This is a genomic window from Draconibacterium mangrovi (assembly GCF_010586825.1).
In the GTDB taxonomy this organism is placed as follows: Bacteria; Bacteroidota; Bacteroidia; order Bacteroidales; family Prolixibacteraceae; genus Draconibacterium; species Draconibacterium mangrovi.
This window is the reverse complement of sequence record NZ_JAAAGB010000004.1, coordinates 78077-98590: the sequence shown is the minus strand read 5'-3', so window position 1 is coordinate 98590 and position 20514 is coordinate 78077. Positions and strand designations below refer to the sequence as shown.

Genomic DNA, 20514 nt, shown 5'->3' with positions numbered 1-20514 from the left:
TGGTGGAAAGCCCAATTTTTCTGTTAATATGGCTTTTAAGTGATTTTTGATCATACCAGCTAAAATAACACAGGGTAAAAGAAACTAATTTATTTTTTTTTTTAAATTTGCAGGCAAACGAAAAATGAACTTATAAAAAAATAAAAATGAGAACCGTAATTCAGATTGTACTTTTCCTTGCAGCCGTTGTGCTTACCTATTTAATCTACCAAAGTATTCAGCGCCCAATTGAGTTTGATAAAGCTAAAGATGCGCGTTACGAAGCAACCGTTGCAAAGTTAAAAGATATTCGTAAAGCAGAATTGGCTTACAAAGATATTTATGGCCAGTTTACAGGAAGCTGGGATACTTTGATCACCTTTGTTACAACCGACTCGGTTAGAAACGTAAGGGCTATCGGGGAATTGACTGACAGTATGATTGAAGCCAAAATTACTGAGAAAAAAGCAATTGAAATGGGACTTATCATTCGTGATACTGTAAAAATTGGAGTTATCGATGCACTTTTTAATGGCAAATACGATGCCAACAGTTTGCGTTATGTTCCTGTTCCGGGCGAACCTACCGAGTTCCACCTGGGTGCAACAGTCATAACTACCGGTTCAGGTATTAAGGTTCCTGTTTTTGAGGCAAAAGCACATAACAACGTTATTCTAAGAGGATTAGATGAGCAATTGATCATCAACCTTAACGATCAGCGCAGAACAAACGAAAAATATCCTGGTTTAAGAGTTGGTTCGTTAGAAGAAACAAACAATAATGCGGGTAACTGGGAATAAACCATGCATGAATTTGTAGACGAAACGTTTCAGCCGGAAACTACCGGTGAAAAAATATTATCCATTCAGGCTAGCCTGAATGGATTTTCTTTTTCTATTGTTTGCCCCAATCAACGAAAATTGCTCTATTTTAAAGATAGATCACTTAAAATAAGTAACGCAAATTTATTGGCCCGACATTTTGAATCGTTGTTCGCAGAGGAAACCATTCTTCAAAATAACTTCTACAAAATTTTCGTCGTTTACCATTCCCGAAATTTCACATTAATCCCGGAACAATTCTACCAGGATAAGATTGACCAGACTATTACTCCCCTTCTTTTTGAGCAGAACGACCAGGCAAGCTGGATTAACAACAAAATTGCCGGAATAAACGGGGAATTACTTTTCGCAATTCCTGAAAGTTTTCAGCAAGCACTAAACAAACGTTTACCTTCAGCACAAATCATTCACCCTTTTCATCGAATTATTGGGCAGACCAACATTTCGGAAGACACCCCAAAACTGTTACTCCTTTTTGGTACCGGTCATTTTTCGCTGGCAATGTTTAGCCAAAACGAATTGAAGCTGATCAATAATTTTAGTTTTAAACACCCAAACGATGTGGTATATTTTGTACTTACGGTTTTGCGTCAGTTTAGTATTTCGGCCAAAGATATTACGGTACAGTTTGCCGGAAATACAAAAGCCCACGCCGGATTAGAGGATGTACTGCAAAAGCACTTCCCGCAATCGTCTTTAATAAATACAGAAATTGCCGTACCACCATTTATCGACAAAACGCTTATTACAAAAAATATTAGTCTATTTTTGTAGTTCATATGAGAATAATCGGAGGCGAATTTAAAGGAAGAATTTTTCATCCGGGCAAAAAATTTAAAGCCCGGCCAACAACCGACATTGCAAAAGAAGGTTTGTTCAATATTCTTGAAAACCGTTATGAGTTTTCGAATAAAAATATTCTGGATCTGTTTTCGGGAACTGGAAGTATGGGTTACGAATTTTTGAGCAGAGGCTGTTTAAGCGCCACACTGGTTGAAACGCACTTCCCACACTATAAATTTATTTTGGAAGTAATAGACGCCCTTAAAATAAGCAACGCGAAGGTTTTTAAAGCCGATGCATTTAAGTTTGTGCAAAAAACACCCGACAGCTTTAATATTATTTTTGCCGATCCTCCTTTTGATCATCCGAAATTTAAAGAAGTGCCGGATGCTGTGCTGAATACAAATATTTTAGCACCGGACGGACTATTTATTCTTGAACATCCGAAAGAATTCGATTTCTCGTCGCATGCCTGTTTTAAAGAGCTGCGAACTTATGGGAAAGTAAATTTCAGTTTCTTTGAGAAATAAAAAAACTCCCACCCGTTACAGATGAGAGTTACTCCAATAAATAATCAAATCTATCTTAATCTACTTTTCGCTTAATTCCACATCCCATAGGTTTTGTTTCGGTAATAGCAATGTTTTTGTCATTTCCCAAACTAATAAGTGCCTCTTTAAGATACGCGTTCTCAACGCCACTGGCATCTTTGTAATTATCATCAATTGCCCCTTTGTAGGCCAGTTTCATATCGCCATCAAATAAGAAAACATGCGGTGTTGTTTGGCCACCAAAGGCGTTAGCAATTTTACTATCCTTATCAACTACGTAATTAAAGTTGTATCCTTCGGCTTCAGCCTTTTTCTTCATCTCGTCGAAACTATCGGCTCCGTCGCGTTTCTGGTAATTCGAGTTCAACACGATCATCCCAACATTATTGTTATCGGCCCACTCTTTTATCTCGTTAAAACGATCTTCCCAGGCCATAACAAACGGACAAGTATTACAGGAGAACATTACTAAAAGGCCATTTTCCTTACTGGCATCACTTAATGATATTTCAGCTCCTGATACATCTTTCATTTTTACATCGGTATGAACAGCTTTATCGCCAATTGCCAGCTGTTTTCCGTCTCCGGCAAAAGCAACATTCACACTCAGAAGAATTCCTAAAATAAAAGCTAATTTTTTCATACGGCTATAATTTAAATTAAAAACGGTTTTGTAGTCCTGCCGGTTGAAGACAGAAATTTTCACATCTTAAATGACCTTATAGTCTTTTATTTAAAAACAACGGCAAAAATAAATGGTTCAGTTAAGCGAAAATGTGTAAACAAAATATAGCGTTTGTGGTTATGCTGACAGATTATGCCCCACCAACACCGAACGATAGTAAACCGCTAAAAACAGCGAAGAATAATGAAACTGGATACCGTAAGAAGAGAATACCAATTGGCAGCACTCACCAAACAAAGTGTGGCTGCTTCCCCAATCGATCAGTTTAAAGAATGGCTCAACGACGCGCAACATGCCAACGTAAACGATTTTTCGGCGATGAGCCTGATAACAGCTACAGAAGATGGTTTTCCACAATCGCGAATTGTGCTTTTGAAAGATATTTCGCTTGACGGATTCACGTTCTTCACCAATTACGACAGCCAAAAAGGAAAAGCCATTGAAAAGAACAATAAGGTTGGTTTACATTTCTTTTGGCCCGAACTGGAGCGCCAGGTGCGTATTGACGGTGTTGCCGAAAAAACATCAAGAGAAACTTCGGTGCAATATTTTAAATCGCGCCCTTTGGAAAGTCAAATTGCAGCTTGTGCTTCGGCTCAAAGTGCCACATTAACCTCCCGAAGTAAACTTGAAGAACAATACCGATCCTTACAAAATGCCTTACAGGGCGACCATCCTGAATGCCCGGAGAATTGGGGAGGTTACCTGGTTCGTCCGGTAAAAATGGAATTTTGGCAGGGCCGCGAAAGCCGCCTGCACGACCGTATTGTTTATGAGTTAGTTGAAAACGAATGGAAAATAAAACGCTTGTCGCCTTGATTTTCGATTAAAAATCCAGGTTTAAAGTTCGTTTCAGCAAAGCCAGGTTTGGATTCTTTTTGGCCATTTCCTGGTACTTTTCAATATCAGAATAAATCACTTTCTCCCGCTTAATATCCGAAACCACCGTTTTTAAGTTGATCTTCGAGTTGTGTAATTCTTTCCGTAAGTACGAAACCAGCTCCGGTTTTATACTTACCAATAATTCATCCTGAATACGGTTATCCACTTCCAGCAACAAACTCCAGTCTTCCTGAATTGTTGGTAAAATCGACAAGGTGGCTTTCAAACTTGGGCGATCATCCAGTCGTGGTAGAAACTCTTTCCACTTTTCTTCCAACTGCTCGGCCGTAAACGGTTCGGTTTCATCAGCTTTTGAATACAATTTAAACTGCTCTTTAGCCGACAATTGTTTTTTCTCGTCATCAAAGTCGCCTTTCAGCGCTCTTTTAATCGAGGTTGTTCCAAGCCCGCGGCCCGAACGTTTTACTAATCTTTTTGGTGGTGTTGCCGGAGTCGAACTTATCGGTTGTTCAGGTTGAGTATTCTGTTGTGGTAATTTAACCGGCTGACTTTTGGGTTGTGCTGCAAGCTTTTCGTCGGGCAGGTTTATGCCCGAAAAAATGGGTTCCAGGATGTCATCCTGACCTTCAGCTATTTTTTTTTTAAGGTTAGCTGCGCTATCCGAATCAAAGCCAGCTCAATAAGCAGACGTTTGTTTTGGCTTGTTTTGTACTGCATGTCGCAGGTATTGGCAATTTGCATCGCATCCAGCAGGAAGTCGCTTTCGGTAGCAGCCGCCTGTGCACGATAGCGTTCTTTGATATCGCCACCAACTTCCAGTAATTGTATCGTTACCGGATCTTTACAAACCAGCAAATCTCTGAAATGGCTACTTAGCCCGGTAATAAAATGATGCCCGTCGAACCCATGGTTCAGGATATCGTTAAAAATTACCAGCACCTCGGTAACATTGTTTTTCAGAAACTGGTCTACCAGGCGGAAATAATAATCATAGTCCAACACATTCAGGTTGGTAATTACATCCTGGTAGGTGATTTTTTTTCCTGAGAAACTTACAATCTGATCAAAAATTGAAAGCGCATCACGCATGGCGCCGTCGGCTTTTTGCGCAATAATATTCAACCCTTCGCCTTCCACTTCAACACTTTCGCTTTTGGCTACATATTCCAGATGCTCTGAAATATCAGCAACGCCAATGCGATTAAAATCAAAGATCTGACAACGCGAAAGAATGGTTGGAATGATCTTATGTTTTTCGGTGGTTGCCAAAATAAAGATGGCATGTTTTGGCGGCTCTTCCAGTGTTTTCAGGAAAGCGTTAAAAGCCTGCGACGACAACATGTGAACCTCATCGATGATATACACGCTGTACTTCCCCATTTGAGGCGGTACACGTACCTGGTCAGTCAGGTTTCGGATATCGTCGACCGAGTTATTCGAAGCGGCATCCAGTTCGTGAATATTAAACGAACGGCTACTGTTAAACGAAGTACACGACTCGCATGTGTTGCAAGCTTCAGTCTCGTCGGTAAGGTTGGTGCAGTTTATTGTTTTGGCAAAAATACGCGCACAAGTTGTTTTCCCCACACCACGCGGCCCGCAAAACAAATAGGCGTGTGCTAACTGATTGCTCTTAATGGCATTCTTTAGCGTGTTGGTAATCGATGCTTGTGCAACAACCGTCTGAAACGAGTCCGGTCTGTATTTTCGTGCTGATACAATAAAATTCTCCATAGTCACTTTAGAAGTTGACCAAAGATAATTAAATATGGCTTTTTAGCAGTGTTTTTTTATTAACATCGAAAGCCTTACTTTTAGAACAGTTTGATAGTGAAAAGCTTAATTACCATGAGAAAATATATCTTTTTTGTTCTGCTCTTTTGCACCACTTCGGTTGCCGCCCAATATAAAACCTTGCACAATTTTTCGGCCCGGACAATTGACGGCGACACCCTGCATTTTTCAAGCTTAAAAGGCAAGAAAGTGCTGATCGTAAATACGGCATCGGAATGTATGTTAACACCACAATACGAAAAGCTGCAGGAACTTTACGAAGAATATGGCGGCGATGATTTTGAAATTGTTGCTTTTCCGTGTAACGATTTTGGGAAACAGGAGCCGGGCAACAACGAAACGATTAAAACTTTTTGCGCGCAATACCACATTAGTTTCACGCTGATGGAAAAAATAGCGATAAAAGATAATCCTCCCCCGGTTTACCGTTGGTTAATGAACAGCGAAGAGAATGGCACACTTGATGCAAAAGTCTGGTGGAACTTTCAAAAGTTTATGATTGACGAGGAAGGAGAAGTGGTTGATTTTGTGCGCCCGACCAAAAGTCCGTTATGCGACAAGATCATCAACTGGCTTAACGAGTAGAATTTTTGTTAAAGTATTTGCCAGGAGCCTTGGTTTTTGTTGGCACCTTTCCGTGAATATTGCCGCCCCGCCACTCGGTGCGGCTTTTGTTTTTATTAAAACTGATCGATTTCTTATCCGCCTTGCCAAATTCCTGTCTAAAATACTCGTAACAATAAAGAGGAATGAAAACCACAAAAAAAACGATCAGACCGCCGATTAGCCACGGACGCGCATTAACAGACGTAAATAAATGAATGAACAAGGCCACCAGTTCAACAAACAGAACACCCGGTCCGGCAATGATCAGAAGTATTTTTTTCAGTTTTTCCATGCTATATATTAACTTCTGGCGGCAGCAGTGGCTGCGGCACTTGCCGCCACCGAAGCAGCGATAGCTTGCGACGCAGCAATGGCATCGGCAACCGCACCCGACACACTGTTTTTAATCCTCATTTCTTTTAGTCGTTCCCGGGCCTGTTTCCGTTTTCTCCGGTCGTGATAAATAATTCGTAAAATGGCTGCAGGCTCCAAAAACGACAGAAAGATCATTTCATCCTCTGCGCTTGTTCCTTTAAAAATTTGATTATCAATTTCCGATATCATTCTATACATCACCTGCTTGTTCAAAACCACCGGCTTCTTCCATTTAAAAAACAAAAACTGCTTTTCTTCTAATCGTATCAGTCGTTTGGCTACCAGTTCTTTTTGCACTTGGCTCCTGATGAATTTCTGCGAATAATTGAGTTTACTAATCCAGGTCGAAATCTTTTTTGGCGATTTAACCTGGTTCATCTTTCCCAGCACAAACCGGTGCAGTTCGTTATCCGATTTCGTGGAAAGTAAAATCACCCGTTTCCCTTCAAATTTAATTTTCTTCTGCAGGTACAAATCCATCAGAAGCGTTCCGATAACAACAAAGTGCATTGCCGAAACTGAGCCCGAACGAATTCCACCTTTTTCAGGATGAATACCGAGAAAATAAATCTTTTGAGCTAAAGGAATTGGCTGATCCATATAATATTTAGTTTTTTCTTACTTAATTCGTACGACAATTGACATAAAATTACAAATAAACAACCATATGTTTAAAGGATTTGCAAGCGATAATAATTCAGGAGTTCATCCGTCCATTTTAAGGGCTATGGAAGATGCCAACCACGGACACGTTGTGGGTTATGGCAACGACCCGTTTACGGCTAAAGCCATCGACATTTTTAAAGAGAAGTTTGGTGCCGCCACCGGGGTATTTTTTGTTTTTAACGGCACCGGCGCCAATGTGCTGAGTTTATCAACGCTTACCCAAAGTTTTAACTCGGTAATTTGCGCCGAAACCGCGCATATTCAGGAAGACGAATGTGGAGCACCTGAGAAATTTACCGGCTGCAAACTCATTCCTGTAGAGCCGGTGAACGGCAAAGTAACACCCGAAGCAGTGTTGCCGCATTTAAAAGGTTTTGATTTTGAACATCACTCGCAACCCAAGGTAATTTCTATTTCACAGGTTACCGAGATGGGAACCGTTTACTCGCCCGATGAAATAAAAACACTGGCCGACCTGGCGCATAAACACCAAATGTATTTGCACATGGACGGTGCCCGGATTTCCAATGCTGCCATTGCGCTCGATATGGATTTTCGTGAATTTACAGTAGATTGTGGTGTTGATGTTCTTTCGTTTGGAGGCACAAAAAACGGCATGATGATGGGTGAAGCGGTTCTGTTTTTTAATCCGGAGCTAACGAAACAAACCAAATACCTGCGCAAACAAAGCATGCAGCTGTACTCGAAAATGCGTTATGTGGGTGCCCAGTTTATTGCCTACCTCGAGAACGATCTTTGGATAGAAACAGCATCGCATTCCAATAAAATGGCCAAATTACTGGAAGCTGAAGTGGCAAAAATTCCGCAGATTAAAATTACTCAACCGGTTTCAGCAAATGGTGTTTTTGCAATCGTTCCAAAAGAAATTATCGAGCCGCTGCGCGAACGTTTCTTTTTTTATACGTGGGACGAAATAAAATCGGAGGTGCGCTGGATGACATCGTTTGATACCACCGAGGATGAAATTTATGCATTTGTGGAGTTGATTAAGGAGTTGCTGAGCTAATGTTATCTCGTTATTACAATGAGGTTTCGACTCCACTCAGCCTGACCGTCACCCTGAGCGGAGTAGAAGGGTGCATTACAAGAAATATTTTAAAGTAAACACTTATATGCCACTATTCAGATACTATCCAAGCAACCCGAAAAACCTGGATCCGGAGATGGAGAAAAAGATCTTTTTCCACAGTCTCCTGTTTCCGGCCCTCTTTGTTTTGCTGTTATGGATAGTTAAAATAGTAGAGCTAAGCTCAGGATTGAGTTTTGTAGAGTTTGGTATTTTTCCGCGGCACATTAACGGGCTGCAGGGAATTCTCTTCTCCCCTTTTATTCATTCCGATTTCAGCCACTTAATTTCCAATTCGCTGCCCTTTTTTATACTGGGATTTATGCTCATTTACTTTTACCGCCGCATTTCGTACCGCATCTTTTTCCTCCTGTATATTTTATCGGGTATCAGCACCTGGTTTATGGGGCGCGAAGCCTGGCACATTGGCGCCAGCGGTGTTGTTTATGCACTGGCAGCCTTTCATTTTGTTAGCGGAATAATCCGTTCCGATGTGCGTTTACTTACCCTTTCGGCAATTGTGGTATTTCTTTATGGCGGACTTGTTTGGGGATTGTTGCCCATTCGCCCCGAAATTTCGTGGGAAGGCCATTTATCGGGAGCTATATTTGGTGTGGCATTGGCCTTTTATTACCGCAAATACATCGTTCGGCGTGAAAAATTCGATTGGGAAGACGAGCCCGATGATGACAAGGAAAATGATGACGAAACAATAACATTTTCAAACAAAGAATTTTCCGACAGCTTCAAGAGTGACTCAACAAATTCCACATTGTAATCGACTTCGCGACTTCGGCTTCCATTATATTCAATAAATAAAAAAGTATATTTGCCTCCTTCAGATTCCCTTCGGGATTGAACAAACAGATTTGCATGTAATATGAAAGGCGAAAAAATACATTGGGAAATACTATGCGTTTTAACGATTTTGCTTTTCATTTCAGCGATTACCAGTGCACAGAGTTTAGGTACCTCAACCGAAGGGAGTACGGCCATCACACTAAGGGAAAACAACAGTGATCCTTCTGAATTATTCGACTCCCTGTTTTTTTCAACGCCCATTATACACCGCCTCGGAGTCGAAATCCGGCCCGGTTATATTTTGCCAACCAATCCGTATTTTAAAGGAGAGAATAGCACATCGCAGCCCGTCCGCTCTTCTTTTTCAACACATTTAAAATACTCTTTCCGCTTTTTCCCGAATACTTTGGCCGATAAAATTTATGCCAAACCATACCAGGGAATTGGACTGGCCGCTTACAATTTAAGTCATAGTCAGGAACTGGGAACCCCATTTGTATTTTACCTGTTCCAGGGCGCGCAAATAAGCCAGATCAACCCAAAACTATCGTTAAATTACGAGTGGAACTTTGGATTATCCCTGGGATGGAAACCTTACAATCGTGAAACAAACCCAGACAATACGGTAATCGGTTCGAAAGCAAATGCCTACATCAACACCAACTTTTATTTTAGCTGGTTGCTTTCCGAGCGCCTGAATTTTGATACCGGTTTATCGATCACCCATTTTTCAAACGGCAATACCAAGTTCCCCAATGCCGGGCTGAATACGCTTGCCTTAAAAGCCGGCGTGCTGTATAGCTTCGCGCGCAAAAGTGAGCCGCAAATTAGCCCGTCGGACTTATTTATTCCGGCATTTAAACGGCACATCAGCTACGACCTGGTTATGTTTGGCTCGTGGCGACGTACCGGCGTTGATTTTCTGGATGCACAAGTTGCATCGCCCGTGGCTTACCCGGTAATGGGATTTTGTTTTGCGCCCATGTATAATTTTGGCTATAAACTTCGCCTTGGTGTATCACTCGACGGATTTTACGACGGGAGCGCCAATGTTTACACTCAGGATTACATTGCAGGTACCGAACAGGAGTTTTTTAAGCCACCACTCGATGAGCAACTGGCTTTGGGAATATCGGGCCGTGCCGAATATGTTATGCCCTATTTTACCGTAGGACTGGGCGTAGGTAAAAGTTTCCTGTACAGCAAAGGCGATTTAAAAGCCTTTTACCAGATTATAGCTCTGAAAACAGAAATTACCCGCAACTCGTTTGTTCATATTGGTTACAGCATTAAAGATTTTCATATGCCAAATTTTCTGATGCTTGGCCTTGGGTTCCGATTTAACAACCAATATCCTTCTTTTTACCGCAAATAGTTGTGTAGCCATACAAAATGAGCGACATTGCCGACGAAATTAAAAACTGCGGCCGCTATGTGTTCTGGAAAAACGAAGTACGACTGAAAGGCTACCGTAATATATATAAGAATACTTTTGATGGCTGCGGAAGACGTTTAACACCTCCGAACACACAAGGATGTCATCTTTTCGGAAAGATGACATCCTTGTGTTGCAACAATACTTTTTCGCTCCGTGCTGGCGCCATTTTGCAAATCGTAACTCAACCTGCAAGCCTAAAAAAAGCTGTGACCGCGTTTATTGCTGTAACAAAAAAGTTCCAATTACAAATCGGAAACAGCGGTGAATTTTGAAACGAACCTGCAACTTTTTAATAATTGACGTGTTGTTAGTTTTTACGTAAATATCATTACCTAAAAACTTAATAATATGGCAAATAACACTGTAAAACTACATCGGGTTTTTACGGCGGGTCCCGAAAAACTATTTAAAGCATTTACCGATGCCGATGCAATGGCATCGTGGCTCCCACCCTATGGATTTGTTTGTAAAGTACATAGTCTGGATTTCAAGGTTGGAGGAGAATACAAAATGTCGTTTACAAATTTTACGACGGGCAGCAGCCACTCATTCGGAGGCAAATATTTGGAAATTATACCCAATAAATTAATCAAGTATTCCGATCAGTTTGACGACCCGAATTTGCCGGGACAAATGATTACAACCATTCAACTTAAACAGGTATCGTGTGGTACCGAGCTTATTGCAACACAAGAAGGAATACCTGAAATAATACCACCAGAAATGTGCTATTTGGGATGGCAAGAATCGTTGGATAAGTTAAAACGTTTGGTTGAGCCCAATATTCCTGATGCGTAGAAATACGGCAAAGGATGTTATCTTTTCGGAAAGATGACATCCTTCTGTTGCAACCATGCCTTTTCGCTCTGCCAATCTCTACCTGCGCAAAAAAGATGAATCAGCGTGATCAGCATTCACTTCCTTCACATTAAAATAATACCGGCGAAACAACAAACTATAGCCTGCATTCACCTTGTTCTGCCTGCTATTCTGTTGTATTATCGGCATTAACAATTGTAGTCTTTTAAATTTCGTACGGCATTTAAAAGAACAATTGATTTAACTTTCTGCAATTGCTTTCTTTTCTGTGCAGGGATTCAAAAAAAGATGTAATTTTGCATCGAAATTATACGAAGTTCATTAAAAATGATTAGCAGAAGGATTATCCGCACAAAGGTCTTACAAGTATTGTACGCCTACTACTCCACCGACGAGAAATCGATCAACAACACCGAGAAAGAACTTTTCTTTTGTATCCACAAATCTTACGACCTTTACCACTACCTGCTGGCGCTGGTAACCGAAATTGCAGATTATGCAGAAGGCCGCATCGAAATCAGAAGAAACAAACATCAGCCAACACACGAAGATCTGAATCCGAATACCAAGTTTATTACCAACCAGGTTATCGATCAGTTGCGTAAAAACAACAAACTGAACACGTACCTGGATCAGAAAAAACTGAGCTGGAAAGATCACCCGGAGCTCATCAAGGAATTGTACCTGATGATGATCGAATCGGATATGTACCAGGAGTATATGGCCGACAAAAGCCGTTCGTACCTGAACGACCGCAAATTTATTGAGAAGCTATTTAATAAGATCATCCTTATTTCGGAAGATCTTTACATCGTACTTGAGGAACAAAGCATTTACTGGAACGATGATGTTGAATTTGTGATTTCGATGATCTCAAAAACACTGAAACGATTTAACGAACTTTCGGATTCGGATCAGTCGCTGATGCCGATGTTTAAAGACCAGGAAGACCGCGATTTCACCAAAAATCTTTTGCGTAAAGCTATCATTAATCACGACGAATTGCGTGAACTGATTAAAGAACACTCGCGCAACTGGGATGTGGAACGCATTGCTTTTATGGACATTTTAATTATGCAGCTGGCCATTACTGAGTTTCTGTATTTTCCCACTATTCCTACAAAAGTTACTTTGAATGAATACATCGAGCTTTCGAAGTTCTACAGCACCGAAAAGAGCCGCAATTTTATTAACGGTATTCTGGACAAAACGCTGAAAGACTTAAAAAGCACCGAAAAAATCAGTAAAGAAGGACGCGGATTGATTGGCGAATAATGTACAAACTGGCTTTCATATTATTGTGTATTTTGGTGGTTTCGTGCGAAGCCAACAAAAGCAACAATACTATTCAAAAACAAAATACCACAGAATTGGCTCCAACCGAAATTACTATTGATGAAGCCGTTCATAATTTCGGACAGTTAAAAGCCGGCGAAATTGTGTTGCACACCTTTGTTTTAACCAACACCGGTGATAACGATTTTGTAATCGAGAGCCTTGAAACCGATTGTGGTTGCGTGGAAGCACACTTTAACAACCAAGCGGTAAAACCCGGAGAAACTGCTTTAATTGAAGTTGAATTTAACACCGCCGGATTGGTTGGAACAGAATACAAAACAATTGAAGTACTTATAAATAGCAAAGAATTAAAACATTTAGCTATTTTTGCCCAAGTTGAGAACGAACTTATTGATATTAAATATTAAAAATTATAGACATGTTGAATTCGATTTTATTAATGATGCAACCTCAAGATGGAGCTGAAGCTAATCCTTTAATGAGCTTTTTACCACTATTGCTGATCATTGTAGTTTTTTACTTTTTTATGATCCGCCCGCAGATGAAACGTCAAAAAGAAACACGTAAGTTTCGCGAAAGCCTGCAAAAAGGCGACAAAGTAGTTACAACCGGTGGTATTTACGGAAAAGTTGTAAAGATTGAGGAAACAGTAATTCAGCTGGAAGTTGCAAAAGATGTTGTAATTAAAGTTGACAAAAACGGTATTGTTAAAGATATGAGCGACGTTCAACCACAGCGTTAATCAAAAACTTATAGCATAAAAAAGGGTTGCAATTTTGAATTGCAACCCTTTTTGTTTCTTAGACCATTCGCTACAAAAAGATTTTTTATCCCTCCTGGCCTCCCCAAAGGAGAGAAATAAGAAAAGGCGTGAAAGATATATCTTCCACGCCTTTTCTTTCGACTTCGGTCTCCCGACTTCAGGCTTTTTAAACATTAAACCTGAAGTGCATTATATCGCCATCGGTTACAACATAATCTTTTCCTTCAACCGACATTTTTCCGGCCTCTTTACAGGCCAGCTCTGATCCTAAAGTTATAAAATCGTTGTATTTAATCACCTCGGCACGAATAAATCCTTTTTCGAAATCAGAGTGGATTACTCCGGCTGCCTGTGGCGCTTTGCTTCCTTTGTGGTAAGTCCATGCACGCACTTCTTTTACACCGGCAGTAAAATATGTTTCCAACTGAAGCAATTTATAGGCTGATTTAATCAGTTTGCTAACTCCGGCTTCTTTTAATCCAAGATCATCCAAAAACATTTGGCGCTCTTCAAAATCATCCAACTCAGCAATATCAGCTTCGGTTGCTGCTGCAATCATCAGCATTTCCGAATTCTCATCTTTAATGGCTTCTTTTACGGCTTCAACGTGTGCATTTCCTTTAATTACGGCAGGCTCGTCAACATTACAAACATACAGAATTGGTTTGTTTGTCAGTAACTCAAGGCTTTTTACAGCCGCTGCATCCGATGGATCAACGTCAACCGTACGTGCCGATTTTCCTTCCATCAAAACCTCTTTGTATTTTGAAAGAATGCGGAACATACGTTTGGCTTCCGGATCGTTTCCGGTACGTGCCTGTTTTTCAACTTTAGTAATACGGCTTTCTACAGTTTCCAGGTCTTTCAACTGAAGTTCAATATCAATGGTCTCCTTATCGCGTACCGGATTGATTGTTTCATCAACGTGCGTAATATTTTCGTTCTCGAAACAACGCAATACGTGAATAATCGCATCGGTTTCGCGAATATTACCAAGGAATTTATTACCCAAACCTTCTCCTTTACTTGCCCCGCGAACCAATCCGGCGATATCGACAATTTCAACCGTTGTTGGAACCACACGTTGCGGTTTTACCAATTCCTCTAATTTTGTTAATCTTTCGTCGGGTACAGTTATCACCCCTAAGTTGGGTTCGATTGTACAAAAAGGAAAATTTGCTGATTGTGCCTTTGCACTCGACAAACAATTAAACAATGTTGATTTTCCGACGTTTGGCAAACCAACAATACCACATTTTAAAGCCATTTTACTTATTTAAAAATTGCGGTGCAAAGGTAATTTATTTTTGCTATTTAAAAATTGATGTTTTAGCATACTTTTTCTTCAATAAAACAGGGCTTATTGTACATTTCACAAGGTTAATATTGGTTTTTTATGAAATCAGTAACTACATTTGTGGAAACATTTAACTTATGATACTACGACATCTATCTATTGACTGTGTAATTTTTGGCTTTAAAGACAACAAACTGTGTGTTCTTCTTTGGCAATCGGATTCGGATGTTGCCAAACGTTTTTTTAGCGAAAAAGACAACTACGAGGAAGTTGAAGTCCTCTTCACCAAAAACCCAATGCACACCGGGCAAGATTACTGGGCTTTAATTGGATCTCATCTGCCCGAAGATGAAGATATTGATGAATATGCCAAATTTATTCTATCGAAAACTACCGGTCTCGAAAATGTTTACCTCAACCAGGTAAAAACTTTCGGAAAGTTAGAGCGTGTTCCTTTTTCGCGCGTTTTAACAACAGCCTACTATGCCATTATTAACCCGGAATATCACGATCTACGCCAATCAGAAATGGCAAAAGTGTTAAAGTGGTTCAGGATTGACAAGCTTCCGAAATTGGTTTTCGACCATAAAGTAATTATCGAAGAAGCCTTAAAAAAACTACGTTCCGAGGTAAAATATCACCCGGTAGGATTTCAGATGCTTCCCGATAAATTTACGCTAACGGAACTGCAAACCCTTTACGAAGTCATTCTTGATACCACACTTGATACACGCAATTTCAGAAAGAAAATTCAAAATATGGGTCTGCTGATCGATACCGGAGAAAAACAAACTAACGTTGCACACCGGGCGGCAAAACTGTATTCTTTCGATCTTGATGTTTACAACAAATTAAAAGAAGAAGGATTAAACTTCAGAATCTGATTTTTTTTTAAACCTTTGCCGGCAGATAATGTCTGATTGGTAGCTTCATGCAAGGGACGGATAAAAATATCATTGCCGATTTAAAGGATGTAAACAAGCGCGATCTTGCTTTTCATCAACTCGTAGGTACTTACCAGGAGCGATTGTATTGGCATATCCGAAAAATCGTTATGAACCATGACGACGCTGACGATGTTTTGCAGAATACTTTTTTAAAAGTGTGGCGCAGTATTGATAATTTTCGCGAAGAGTCGAGCCTGTTTACCTGGCTGTATCGTATTGCCACCAACGAATCGATCACGTTTATCAATTCGAAAAAGAAAAAGAGCTTTATGCCGATGAACGATGCCAGCGAGTTTTTGATGGATAATCTTACTTCCGATCCTTATTTCGAAGGAGATGAAATTCAGTTAAAACTACAGAAAGCAATCTTACGTTTACCAGAGAAGCAACGCATCGTTTTTAATATGAAATATTTTGATGATCTGAAATACGATGAAATGTCGGAAATACTCGACACATCGGTTGGAGCGTTAAAAGCCTCTTATCATCATGCAGCTAAAAAGATTGAAGAGTACTTAAAGAGCACAGATTAATAGTTTGTTTTTAAACCTTTTATATAAGATATAGTCAATAGTTAAAAATGCCGCAATGGAAGAATTGAAGAACATAGCACCAAATTTGTCGAAAATGAAGAAGGAGAACCCATTTGGGACTCCGAAACATTATTTCGACGATTTTTCCGCACGTATGCAAATGCAAATTGAAGCGGAAAAACATGTGGCCAACGATAAGGATTTTAAAATTATCAATCTTTTAAAGCCTGCACTTGGTCTTGCTGCCAGTTTTGCTATCATATTTATGCTGGTATACATCCCCATTAAAACCTTTATACCTCAGGAACAGGTTATTGAAACAATTGCGTCAACGAACTATTCCGATAATGAAATGCATTCTATTTTGGAGGGTCTCGACGAGTCCTCGTTCTTCTCATTACTGAATAACGACGATAACGACGAAACATTTAGCGACGATGATTTGCTTGCATACGTCAGCTCCAATTTTAACGCATACGAAATTTTTGAATATACAGAAGAGTAAAGTAATATGAGACAGCTAATTGCAATATTAACAGTAGGATTGTTGATTTTTACCCAAACACAGGCAAACGCGCAAAGAAATGATGATAATGATCGCTGGGAACGTTACCGTAACGAAAAGGTAGCCTTTTTCACCACCAACCTTGATTTCACCCCTGAAGAAGCACAAAAATTCTGGCCGGTATACAATCAGATGGAAAAAGAGATGTTTGATTTTCAGCAAAAACGCCACGAGCTGGAAGATAAGGTGAGAAATGTGGATGAAAACCTGTCGGACAAGGAATTGATTAAACTAACTCGCGAACACGTTGCATTAGGAAAAACGGAAGCAGAGGTACGGGAGAAATACAACGAAGAATTTCTTAAAATTCTGCCACCGTTAAAAGTTATAAAACTTTACAAAATGGAATATGATTTCCGCATTCATATGTTCCGCAAATACCGCGATAGGAACAGGGAAAACAACGACAATAATTAAGCATAAAAAAGACAGGCCAAAAACCTGTCTTTTTCTTTATAGCTATTTTTTTAATTACAATGCTTTAAACCAATCCTGAAAATATTTTCCGATCCAGGGAATTTCTTTCATTTCCCCGTTTATTGCTCCAATTAAACTAATAATCCAGAAAACCAGCGTAATAATCCATCCGATCGCAATAAAAGGAGGAATTAAAGATATAACAACCGAAAACAGCCAAATCCCTAACATTTGCCTGATATAAAAACTTGCCAGTTCATCTCTGTCATTCGAATTTACAATTAATGCAATAATCCAACCCACCCAGAAGATGTGGGCTACGATTGCTTTTGTTTTTCCATCCATATTTTTTGAGTTTAAAAAGTGTAACGAAATGTAGGGATTTCTTTTCGTAAATAAACAAAATAGTTGAATGAAGTTTTTTCGTAACTCCGGGATTTAATCCTCGTCCACCCCTTTATACTCTAATCTCCAGTCCTGAATCAGCTCATTCGGCATACGATCGTCTGTTGGGTAATTCGGACTGTACAATAAAGTCTCTGATCGCTGAACCAGCTTCCCGGCCTTTACAAATCCGTCTCCCCTTTCGGATAGATGATCAACCATCTTTTGGCGCCAGTTTTCTGTTACTTCCGAATTTGTGGAAGACAGATCGTTTTGTTCTCCCGGATCAGTTTTCAGGTTAAAAAGCTGTTCCTTTCCGGTTCGGAAAAACCAGATATATTTCCAGGTGCCATCAGTTAAGGCGCACCAATAGTTTTCCTGGCTGTAGGTGGTGGCATGTTCCAAATCGATGTAATTTCTCCACGTAGTTTGCGGATCTTTTATTAAATCGAGAACGGAAAGGCCATCCATATCGTCAGGAATTTCTTCGCCGGCAGCATCTAAAAATGTAGGCAGAAAATCGCGCAGCTCAATAACCTGTTCCAATTTTGTTCCGGGCGCTAATTGTCCTTTGAAAGAATCGGGCCATTTCACGATAAAGGGAATATTTGATGAACCTTCGTAGGCATAGGTTTTTCGCCAGTGGTAATGGTCGCCCAGCATGTCGCCATGGTCGGATGTGAAACAAATAAGCGTGTTTTCGTACATCCCTTTATCTTTTAGCATTTGGATAATCTTTCCAACCATCTCGTCAATATAGGTGATGCTGGCGTAATAATGTCGCCGGCTTTCAATGACATGGTCAACTCCAAAATCGCCAAAAGCTGCTTCTTTACCTCCTTCCAAACCTTCGTATTGTTCGTCCCACTCACCTATATACGGTGCAGGAATCTGAACATCTTTGTACAAATCGAGAAAACGTTGTGGCGGATCGTACGGGCTGTGCGGACGAGCAAATGATACTTTAAGAAAAAGAGGTTTATCCTGATTGTAATTTTCGATTAGCTCAACAGCAGTTTGACCGGTCCAGTAGGTTGGATGCAATTTTTCGTCGAGCTGATAAACGCCTGAACTGTGTTCGTTCCAGCCAATCCCAGTCTTATCGGGATCTTCGCCGGGAGCCTGTAATTTAAACCAGTCGCGGTAATCGCTAACAAATCCGTCCTGCTCTACCCGGCCGCTTTCATCCACCAGCGTTCCGTGAAATCCGTGCAAAGCTTTCTGCGGAAACCAGTGCATTTTGCCAATACCAAAAGTGTAGTAACCCGCTTCGCGCAACATGCGTGGCATTTCGTATTTGTATTTACGGGCTACACGGCCGTAGCCTAACATTCCGTGATGCCAGGGCGATAAACCCGTTAGCAAACCCGTCCGCGCCGGCGTACAACTTGGTACCGACGAATAGGCATTTACAAAGGTAGCGCCTGTCTCAGCAAGTTTATCGATATTAGGCGATATTACAGCAGTATTGCCCATGCAGCCCAGTGCATCGGCTCGTTGCTGGTCGGTGATAATAAAAATAATGTGTGGTTGTGTTCCTTTTTCTGTGGCATTGAGTGCCACCGCGAAAAACAAAAACGCAAGTAATAATAGATGTTTCATAGATTAGATTTATGCTACAAATCTAATCATGAAATTCTATCTATCAAGTCACTTTGTAATTTTTTTACAAAGTACAAATTTATTTATCGTAGTTAAACTTTCGGAGGTGATGCCCCATCCGGTCGCGCTTGGTTTTCATGTAACGCTGATTGTGCTCGTTTGGAGCAATTTCTATTGGAACAATCTCTTTTACTTCCAATCCATAACCTTCCAAACCAACACGTTTAACCGGATTATTGGTTAGCAAACGCATTTTGGTAACTCCAAGATTACATAAAATTTGTGCGCCCACACCATAATCACGTTCATCGGCCTTAAATCCAAGATGAAGATTGGCTTCAACTGTATCCATTCCCTGGTCCTGAAGCTTGTATGCAGCAATTTTATTCAGCAGCCCAATGCCTCGTCCTTCCTGCATCATGTAAACGATAACACCTTTGCCGGCTTTTTCAATCATTTCCATCGAGCTATGCAGCTGGTCGCCACATTCGCAACGCATTGATCCAAAAATATCGCCGGTCATACACGACGAGTGCACACGAACCATAATTGGCTCGTTTGGCTCCCACTCACCTTTTATCAAAGCAACATGTTCGGCACCATTCGATTTCTGACGGAAAGGAACGATTCTGAAATCGCCGTAATCAGTTGGCAAAGCCACTTCTTCTCCTCTTTCAATCAGGCTTTCGCTCTGGAACAGGAAAGAAATCAGGTCTTTGATGGTTATCAGCTTCAGCTTATGTTTCTGAGCAAACTCATACAATTGTGGCAAACGGGCCATTGTTCCGTCGTCGTTCATAATTTCAACCAGCACACCCGAAGGTTTTAAACCGGCTAAACGAGCAAGGTCAACAGCTGCTTCGGTGTGTCCGGTGCGACGCAACACCCCACGTTCCATTGCTTTTAAAGGAAAAATATGCCCCGGACGGCCCAATTGTTCCGGTCTGGTTTTTTTATCAACCAGCATTTTTATGGTAATTGCCCGGTCGGCAGCAGAAATACCTGTTGTTACTTCAGGGTGTATCGCATCAACCGAAACAGTAAAAGCCGTTTCATTGGCCGAAGTGTTTTTACCCACCATTAATTCCAGCTCCAGTTCCTTGCAACGGTCCTCTGTTAATGCTACGCAAATAAGGCCCCGGGCCTGCGATGCCATAAAATTTACGATTTCAGTGGTGATCAATTCCGAGGCAACAATTAGATCACCTTCGTTCTCTCTATCTTCATCATCAACAACAATTACCATTTCACCTCTCTGTATAGCAGCAATGGCTTCAGGAATTGTGTTAAGCTTAATTTCTGTCATATCTGTCCTTTAAATCAGCCGCAAAATTACAAAGTTTTCTGAAACGGTTTCATGACTTTTTGATATCATTTGCGTGAAATAACATTAACAACACTATGTAGACACTGAATTACAGCATTTTTTATTTACAAA

At 40.6% G+C, this 20514-nt stretch carries 25 protein-coding genes; 16 read left to right on the top strand and 9 right to left on the bottom strand.

Annotated features, from left to right (window positions below; translation table 11 throughout):
* Positions 1-146 precede the first annotated feature (146 nt).
* Genes G4420_RS12090 through rsmD form a run of 3 tightly spaced genes read left to right on the top strand, consistent with a single transcriptional unit; the run spans position 147 to position 2134 of the window.
* A complete protein-coding gene (locus tag G4420_RS12090; RefSeq protein WP_163323900.1) occupies positions 147-779 on the top strand; it encodes a hypothetical protein in 633 nt (210 codons plus the stop codon).
* A gap of 3 nt (positions 780-782) precedes the next feature.
* On the top strand, positions 783-1595 hold the full coding sequence (locus tag G4420_RS12085; protein WP_163323899.1) for a DUF3822 family protein: 813 nt from the start codon (positions 783-785) through the stop codon (positions 1593-1595).
* Positions 1596-1600: 5 nt separating this feature from the next.
* On the top strand, positions 1601-2134 hold the full coding sequence (gene rsmD / locus G4420_RS12080; protein WP_163323898.1) for a 16S rRNA (guanine(966)-N(2))-methyltransferase RsmD: 534 nt from the start codon (positions 1601-1603) through the stop codon (positions 2132-2134).
* 55 nt (positions 2135-2189) lie between these two features.
* Here the strand turns inward: rsmD and G4420_RS12075 are convergent, their stop codons facing one another.
* On the bottom strand, positions 2190-2798 hold the full coding sequence (locus G4420_RS12075; protein ID WP_163323897.1) for a redoxin domain-containing protein: 609 nt from the start codon (positions 2796-2798) through the stop codon (positions 2190-2192).
* A gap of 225 nt (positions 2799-3023) precedes the next feature.
* On the opposite strand from G4420_RS12075, the gene pdxH reads away from it, so the two are divergent.
* Positions 3024-3659: a pyridoxamine 5'-phosphate oxidase gene (gene pdxH / locus G4420_RS12070; protein WP_163323896.1), complete on the top strand. Its 636-nt coding sequence runs from the start codon at positions 3024-3026 to the stop codon at positions 3657-3659.
* A 7-nt stretch (positions 3660-3666) separates the two neighbouring features.
* Here the strand turns inward: pdxH and G4420_RS12065 are convergent, their stop codons facing one another.
* Together G4420_RS12065 and G4420_RS12060 are read right to left on the bottom strand one after the other, a co-directional pair.
* Positions 3667-4068 carry a hypothetical protein gene (locus tag G4420_RS12065; RefSeq protein WP_163323895.1) on the bottom strand — a complete coding sequence of 134 codons (402 nt, stop codon included), beginning with the start codon at positions 4066-4068 and terminating at the stop codon, positions 3667-3669.
* A gap of 245 nt (positions 4069-4313) precedes the next feature.
* Complete coding sequence (locus tag G4420_RS12060) at positions 4314-5417, bottom strand: DNA polymerase III subunit gamma/tau (RefSeq protein WP_163323894.1); 1104 nt, start codon at positions 5415-5417, stop codon at positions 4314-4316.
* Positions 5418-5531: 114 nt separating this feature from the next.
* Between G4420_RS12060 and G4420_RS12055 the strand changes: the two genes are divergently transcribed.
* Positions 5532-6062, top strand: a complete 531-nt coding sequence (locus G4420_RS12055; protein WP_163323893.1) for a glutathione peroxidase — start codon at positions 5532-5534, stop codon at positions 6060-6062.
* Here G4420_RS12055 and G4420_RS12050 read toward each other — a convergent pair.
* Positions 6052-6375, bottom strand: a complete 324-nt coding sequence (locus G4420_RS12050; protein ID WP_163323892.1) for a hypothetical protein — start codon at positions 6373-6375, stop codon at positions 6052-6054. The genes G4420_RS12055 and G4420_RS12050 overlap by 11 nt on opposite strands.
* Positions 6376-6383: 8 nt before the next feature.
* The gene (locus G4420_RS12045; RefSeq protein WP_163323891.1) at positions 6384-7058 is read right to left on the bottom strand and encodes a GOLPH3/VPS74 family protein; all 675 of its coding nucleotides are present in this window, start codon (positions 7056-7058) and stop codon (positions 6384-6386) included.
* Between the two features lie 67 nt (positions 7059-7125).
* Here G4420_RS12045 and G4420_RS12040 point away from each other — a divergent pair, with 67 nt between their 5' ends.
* The 7 genes from G4420_RS12040 to yajC all read left to right on the top strand — a co-directional run bounded on the left by G4420_RS12040 (position 7126) and on the right by yajC (position 13310).
* Positions 7126-8151 carry a threonine aldolase family protein gene (locus tag G4420_RS12040; RefSeq protein WP_163323890.1) on the top strand — a complete coding sequence of 342 codons (1026 nt, stop codon included), beginning with the start codon at positions 7126-7128 and terminating at the stop codon, positions 8149-8151.
* Positions 8152-8257: 106 nt separating this feature from the next.
* Complete coding sequence (locus G4420_RS12035; RefSeq protein WP_163323889.1) at positions 8258-8989, top strand: rhomboid family intramembrane serine protease; 732 nt, start codon at positions 8258-8260, stop codon at positions 8987-8989.
* A gap of 102 nt (positions 8990-9091) precedes the next feature.
* Positions 9092-10387 (top strand): acyloxyacyl hydrolase, encoded by a 1296-nt coding sequence (locus G4420_RS12030; RefSeq protein WP_163323888.1) that lies wholly within the window; start codon positions 9092-9094, stop codon positions 10385-10387.
* A gap of 411 nt (positions 10388-10798) precedes the next feature.
* Positions 10799-11248: an SRPBCC family protein gene (locus G4420_RS12025; protein WP_163323887.1), complete on the top strand. Its 450-nt coding sequence runs from the start codon at positions 10799-10801 to the stop codon at positions 11246-11248.
* 348 nt (positions 11249-11596) lie between these two features.
* Complete coding sequence (gene nusB, locus G4420_RS12020) at positions 11597-12544, top strand: transcription antitermination factor NusB (RefSeq protein WP_163323886.1); 948 nt, start codon at positions 11597-11599, stop codon at positions 12542-12544.
* The gene (locus tag G4420_RS12015; protein WP_163323885.1) at positions 12544-12975 is read left to right on the top strand and encodes a DUF1573 domain-containing protein; all 432 of its coding nucleotides are present in this window, start codon (positions 12544-12546) and stop codon (positions 12973-12975) included. Before nusB ends, G4420_RS12015 begins: the two co-directional genes overlap by 1 nt.
* Before the next feature lie 11 nt (positions 12976-12986).
* On the top strand, positions 12987-13310 hold the full coding sequence (gene yajC, locus G4420_RS12010) for a preprotein translocase subunit YajC (protein WP_163323884.1): 324 nt from the start codon (positions 12987-12989) through the stop codon (positions 13308-13310).
* Between the two features lie 187 nt (positions 13311-13497).
* On the opposite strand, the gene ychF is transcribed toward yajC, so the two are convergent.
* Positions 13498-14598 carry a redox-regulated ATPase YchF gene (ychF, locus tag G4420_RS12005; protein WP_163323883.1) on the bottom strand — a complete coding sequence of 367 codons (1101 nt, stop codon included), beginning with the start codon at positions 14596-14598 and terminating at the stop codon, positions 13498-13500.
* Positions 14599-14765: 167 nt separating this feature from the next.
* Between ychF and G4420_RS12000 the strand changes: the two genes are divergently transcribed.
* The 4 genes from G4420_RS12000 to G4420_RS11985 all read left to right on the top strand — a co-directional run bounded on the left by G4420_RS12000 (position 14766) and on the right by G4420_RS11985 (position 17090).
* Positions 14766-15512, top strand: a complete 747-nt coding sequence (locus tag G4420_RS12000; RefSeq protein WP_163323882.1) for an NUDIX hydrolase — start codon at positions 14766-14768, stop codon at positions 15510-15512.
* A 47-nt stretch (positions 15513-15559) separates the two neighbouring features.
* Complete coding sequence (locus G4420_RS11995; protein WP_163323881.1) at positions 15560-16108, top strand: RNA polymerase sigma factor; 549 nt, start codon at positions 15560-15562, stop codon at positions 16106-16108.
* A gap of 94 nt (positions 16109-16202) precedes the next feature.
* Positions 16203-16613, top strand: coding sequence for a hypothetical protein (locus tag G4420_RS11990; protein ID WP_163323880.1), 411 nt, complete (start codon positions 16203-16205; stop codon positions 16611-16613).
* A 6-nt stretch (positions 16614-16619) separates the two neighbouring features.
* On the top strand, positions 16620-17090 hold the full coding sequence (locus tag G4420_RS11985) for a hypothetical protein (protein WP_163323879.1): 471 nt from the start codon (positions 16620-16622) through the stop codon (positions 17088-17090).
* A gap of 54 nt (positions 17091-17144) precedes the next feature.
* On the opposite strand, the gene G4420_RS11980 is transcribed toward G4420_RS11985, so the two are convergent.
* From G4420_RS11980 to G4420_RS11970, 3 genes are all read right to left on the bottom strand, one after another.
* Positions 17145-17435 (bottom strand): hypothetical protein, encoded by a 291-nt coding sequence (locus G4420_RS11980; RefSeq protein ID WP_163323878.1) that lies wholly within the window; start codon positions 17433-17435, stop codon positions 17145-17147.
* Positions 17436-17528: 93 nt separating this feature from the next.
* Complete coding sequence (locus G4420_RS11975) at positions 17529-19076, bottom strand: arylsulfatase (RefSeq protein ID WP_163323877.1); 1548 nt, start codon at positions 19074-19076, stop codon at positions 17529-17531.
* Positions 19077-19155: 79 nt separating this feature from the next.
* Positions 19156-20382 carry a bifunctional 3,4-dihydroxy-2-butanone-4-phosphate synthase/GTP cyclohydrolase II gene (locus G4420_RS11970; protein ID WP_163323876.1) on the bottom strand — a complete coding sequence of 409 codons (1227 nt, stop codon included), beginning with the start codon at positions 20380-20382 and terminating at the stop codon, positions 19156-19158.
* Positions 20383-20514: the final 132 nt, after the last annotated feature.

Bases quoted from the DNA above. Each gene is read 5' to 3' on its own strand.
- G4420_RS12090 (WP_163323900.1), top strand. From the start codon at position 147: ATGAGAACCGTAATTCAGATTGTACTTTTCCTTGCAGCCGTTGTGCTT.
- G4420_RS12085 (WP_163323899.1), top strand. From the start codon at position 783: ATGCATGAATTTGTAGACGAAACGTTTCAGCCGGAAACTACCGGTGAA.
- rsmD (WP_163323898.1), top strand. From the start codon at position 1,601: ATGAGAATAATCGGAGGCGAATTTAAAGGAAGAATTTTTCATCCGGGC.
- G4420_RS12075 (WP_163323897.1), bottom strand. From the start codon at position 2,798: ATGAAAAAATTAGCTTTTATTTTAGGAATTCTTCTGAGTGTGAATGTT.
- pdxH (WP_163323896.1), top strand. From the start codon at position 3,024: ATGAAACTGGATACCGTAAGAAGAGAATACCAATTGGCAGCACTCACC.
- G4420_RS12060 (WP_163323894.1), bottom strand. From the start codon at position 5,417: ATGGAGAATTTTATTGTATCAGCACGAAAATACAGACCGGACTCGTTT.
- G4420_RS12055 (WP_163323893.1), top strand. From the start codon at position 5,532: ATGAGAAAATATATCTTTTTTGTTCTGCTCTTTTGCACCACTTCGGTT.
- G4420_RS12050 (WP_163323892.1), bottom strand. From the start codon at position 6,375: ATGGAAAAACTGAAAAAAATACTTCTGATCATTGCCGGACCGGGTGTT.
- G4420_RS12045 (WP_163323891.1), bottom strand. From the start codon at position 7,058: ATGGATCAGCCAATTCCTTTAGCTCAAAAGATTTATTTTCTCGGTATT.
- G4420_RS12040 (WP_163323890.1), top strand. From the start codon at position 7,126: ATGTTTAAAGGATTTGCAAGCGATAATAATTCAGGAGTTCATCCGTCC.
- G4420_RS12035 (WP_163323889.1), top strand. From the start codon at position 8,258: ATGCCACTATTCAGATACTATCCAAGCAACCCGAAAAACCTGGATCCG.
- G4420_RS12030 (WP_163323888.1), top strand. From the start codon at position 9,092: ATGAAAGGCGAAAAAATACATTGGGAAATACTATGCGTTTTAACGATT.
- G4420_RS12025 (WP_163323887.1), top strand. From the start codon at position 10,799: ATGGCAAATAACACTGTAAAACTACATCGGGTTTTTACGGCGGGTCCC.
- nusB (WP_163323886.1), top strand. From the start codon at position 11,597: ATGATTAGCAGAAGGATTATCCGCACAAAGGTCTTACAAGTATTGTAC.
- G4420_RS12015 (WP_163323885.1), top strand. From the start codon at position 12,544: ATGTACAAACTGGCTTTCATATTATTGTGTATTTTGGTGGTTTCGTGC.
- yajC (WP_163323884.1), top strand. From the start codon at position 12,987: ATGTTGAATTCGATTTTATTAATGATGCAACCTCAAGATGGAGCTGAA.
- ychF (WP_163323883.1), bottom strand. From the start codon at position 14,598: ATGGCTTTAAAATGTGGTATTGTTGGTTTGCCAAACGTCGGAAAATCA.
- G4420_RS12000 (WP_163323882.1), top strand. From the start codon at position 14,766: ATGATACTACGACATCTATCTATTGACTGTGTAATTTTTGGCTTTAAA.
- G4420_RS11995 (WP_163323881.1), top strand. From the start codon at position 15,560: ATGCAAGGGACGGATAAAAATATCATTGCCGATTTAAAGGATGTAAAC.
- G4420_RS11990 (WP_163323880.1), top strand. From the start codon at position 16,203: ATGAAGAAGGAGAACCCATTTGGGACTCCGAAACATTATTTCGACGAT.
- G4420_RS11985 (WP_163323879.1), top strand. From the start codon at position 16,620: ATGAGACAGCTAATTGCAATATTAACAGTAGGATTGTTGATTTTTACC.
- G4420_RS11980 (WP_163323878.1), bottom strand. From the start codon at position 17,435: ATGGATGGAAAAACAAAAGCAATCGTAGCCCACATCTTCTGGGTGGGT.
- G4420_RS11975 (WP_163323877.1), bottom strand. From the start codon at position 19,076: ATGAAACATCTATTATTACTTGCGTTTTTGTTTTTCGCGGTGGCACTC.
- G4420_RS11970 (WP_163323876.1), bottom strand. From the start codon at position 20,382: ATGACAGAAATTAAGCTTAACACAATTCCTGAAGCCATTGCTGCTATA.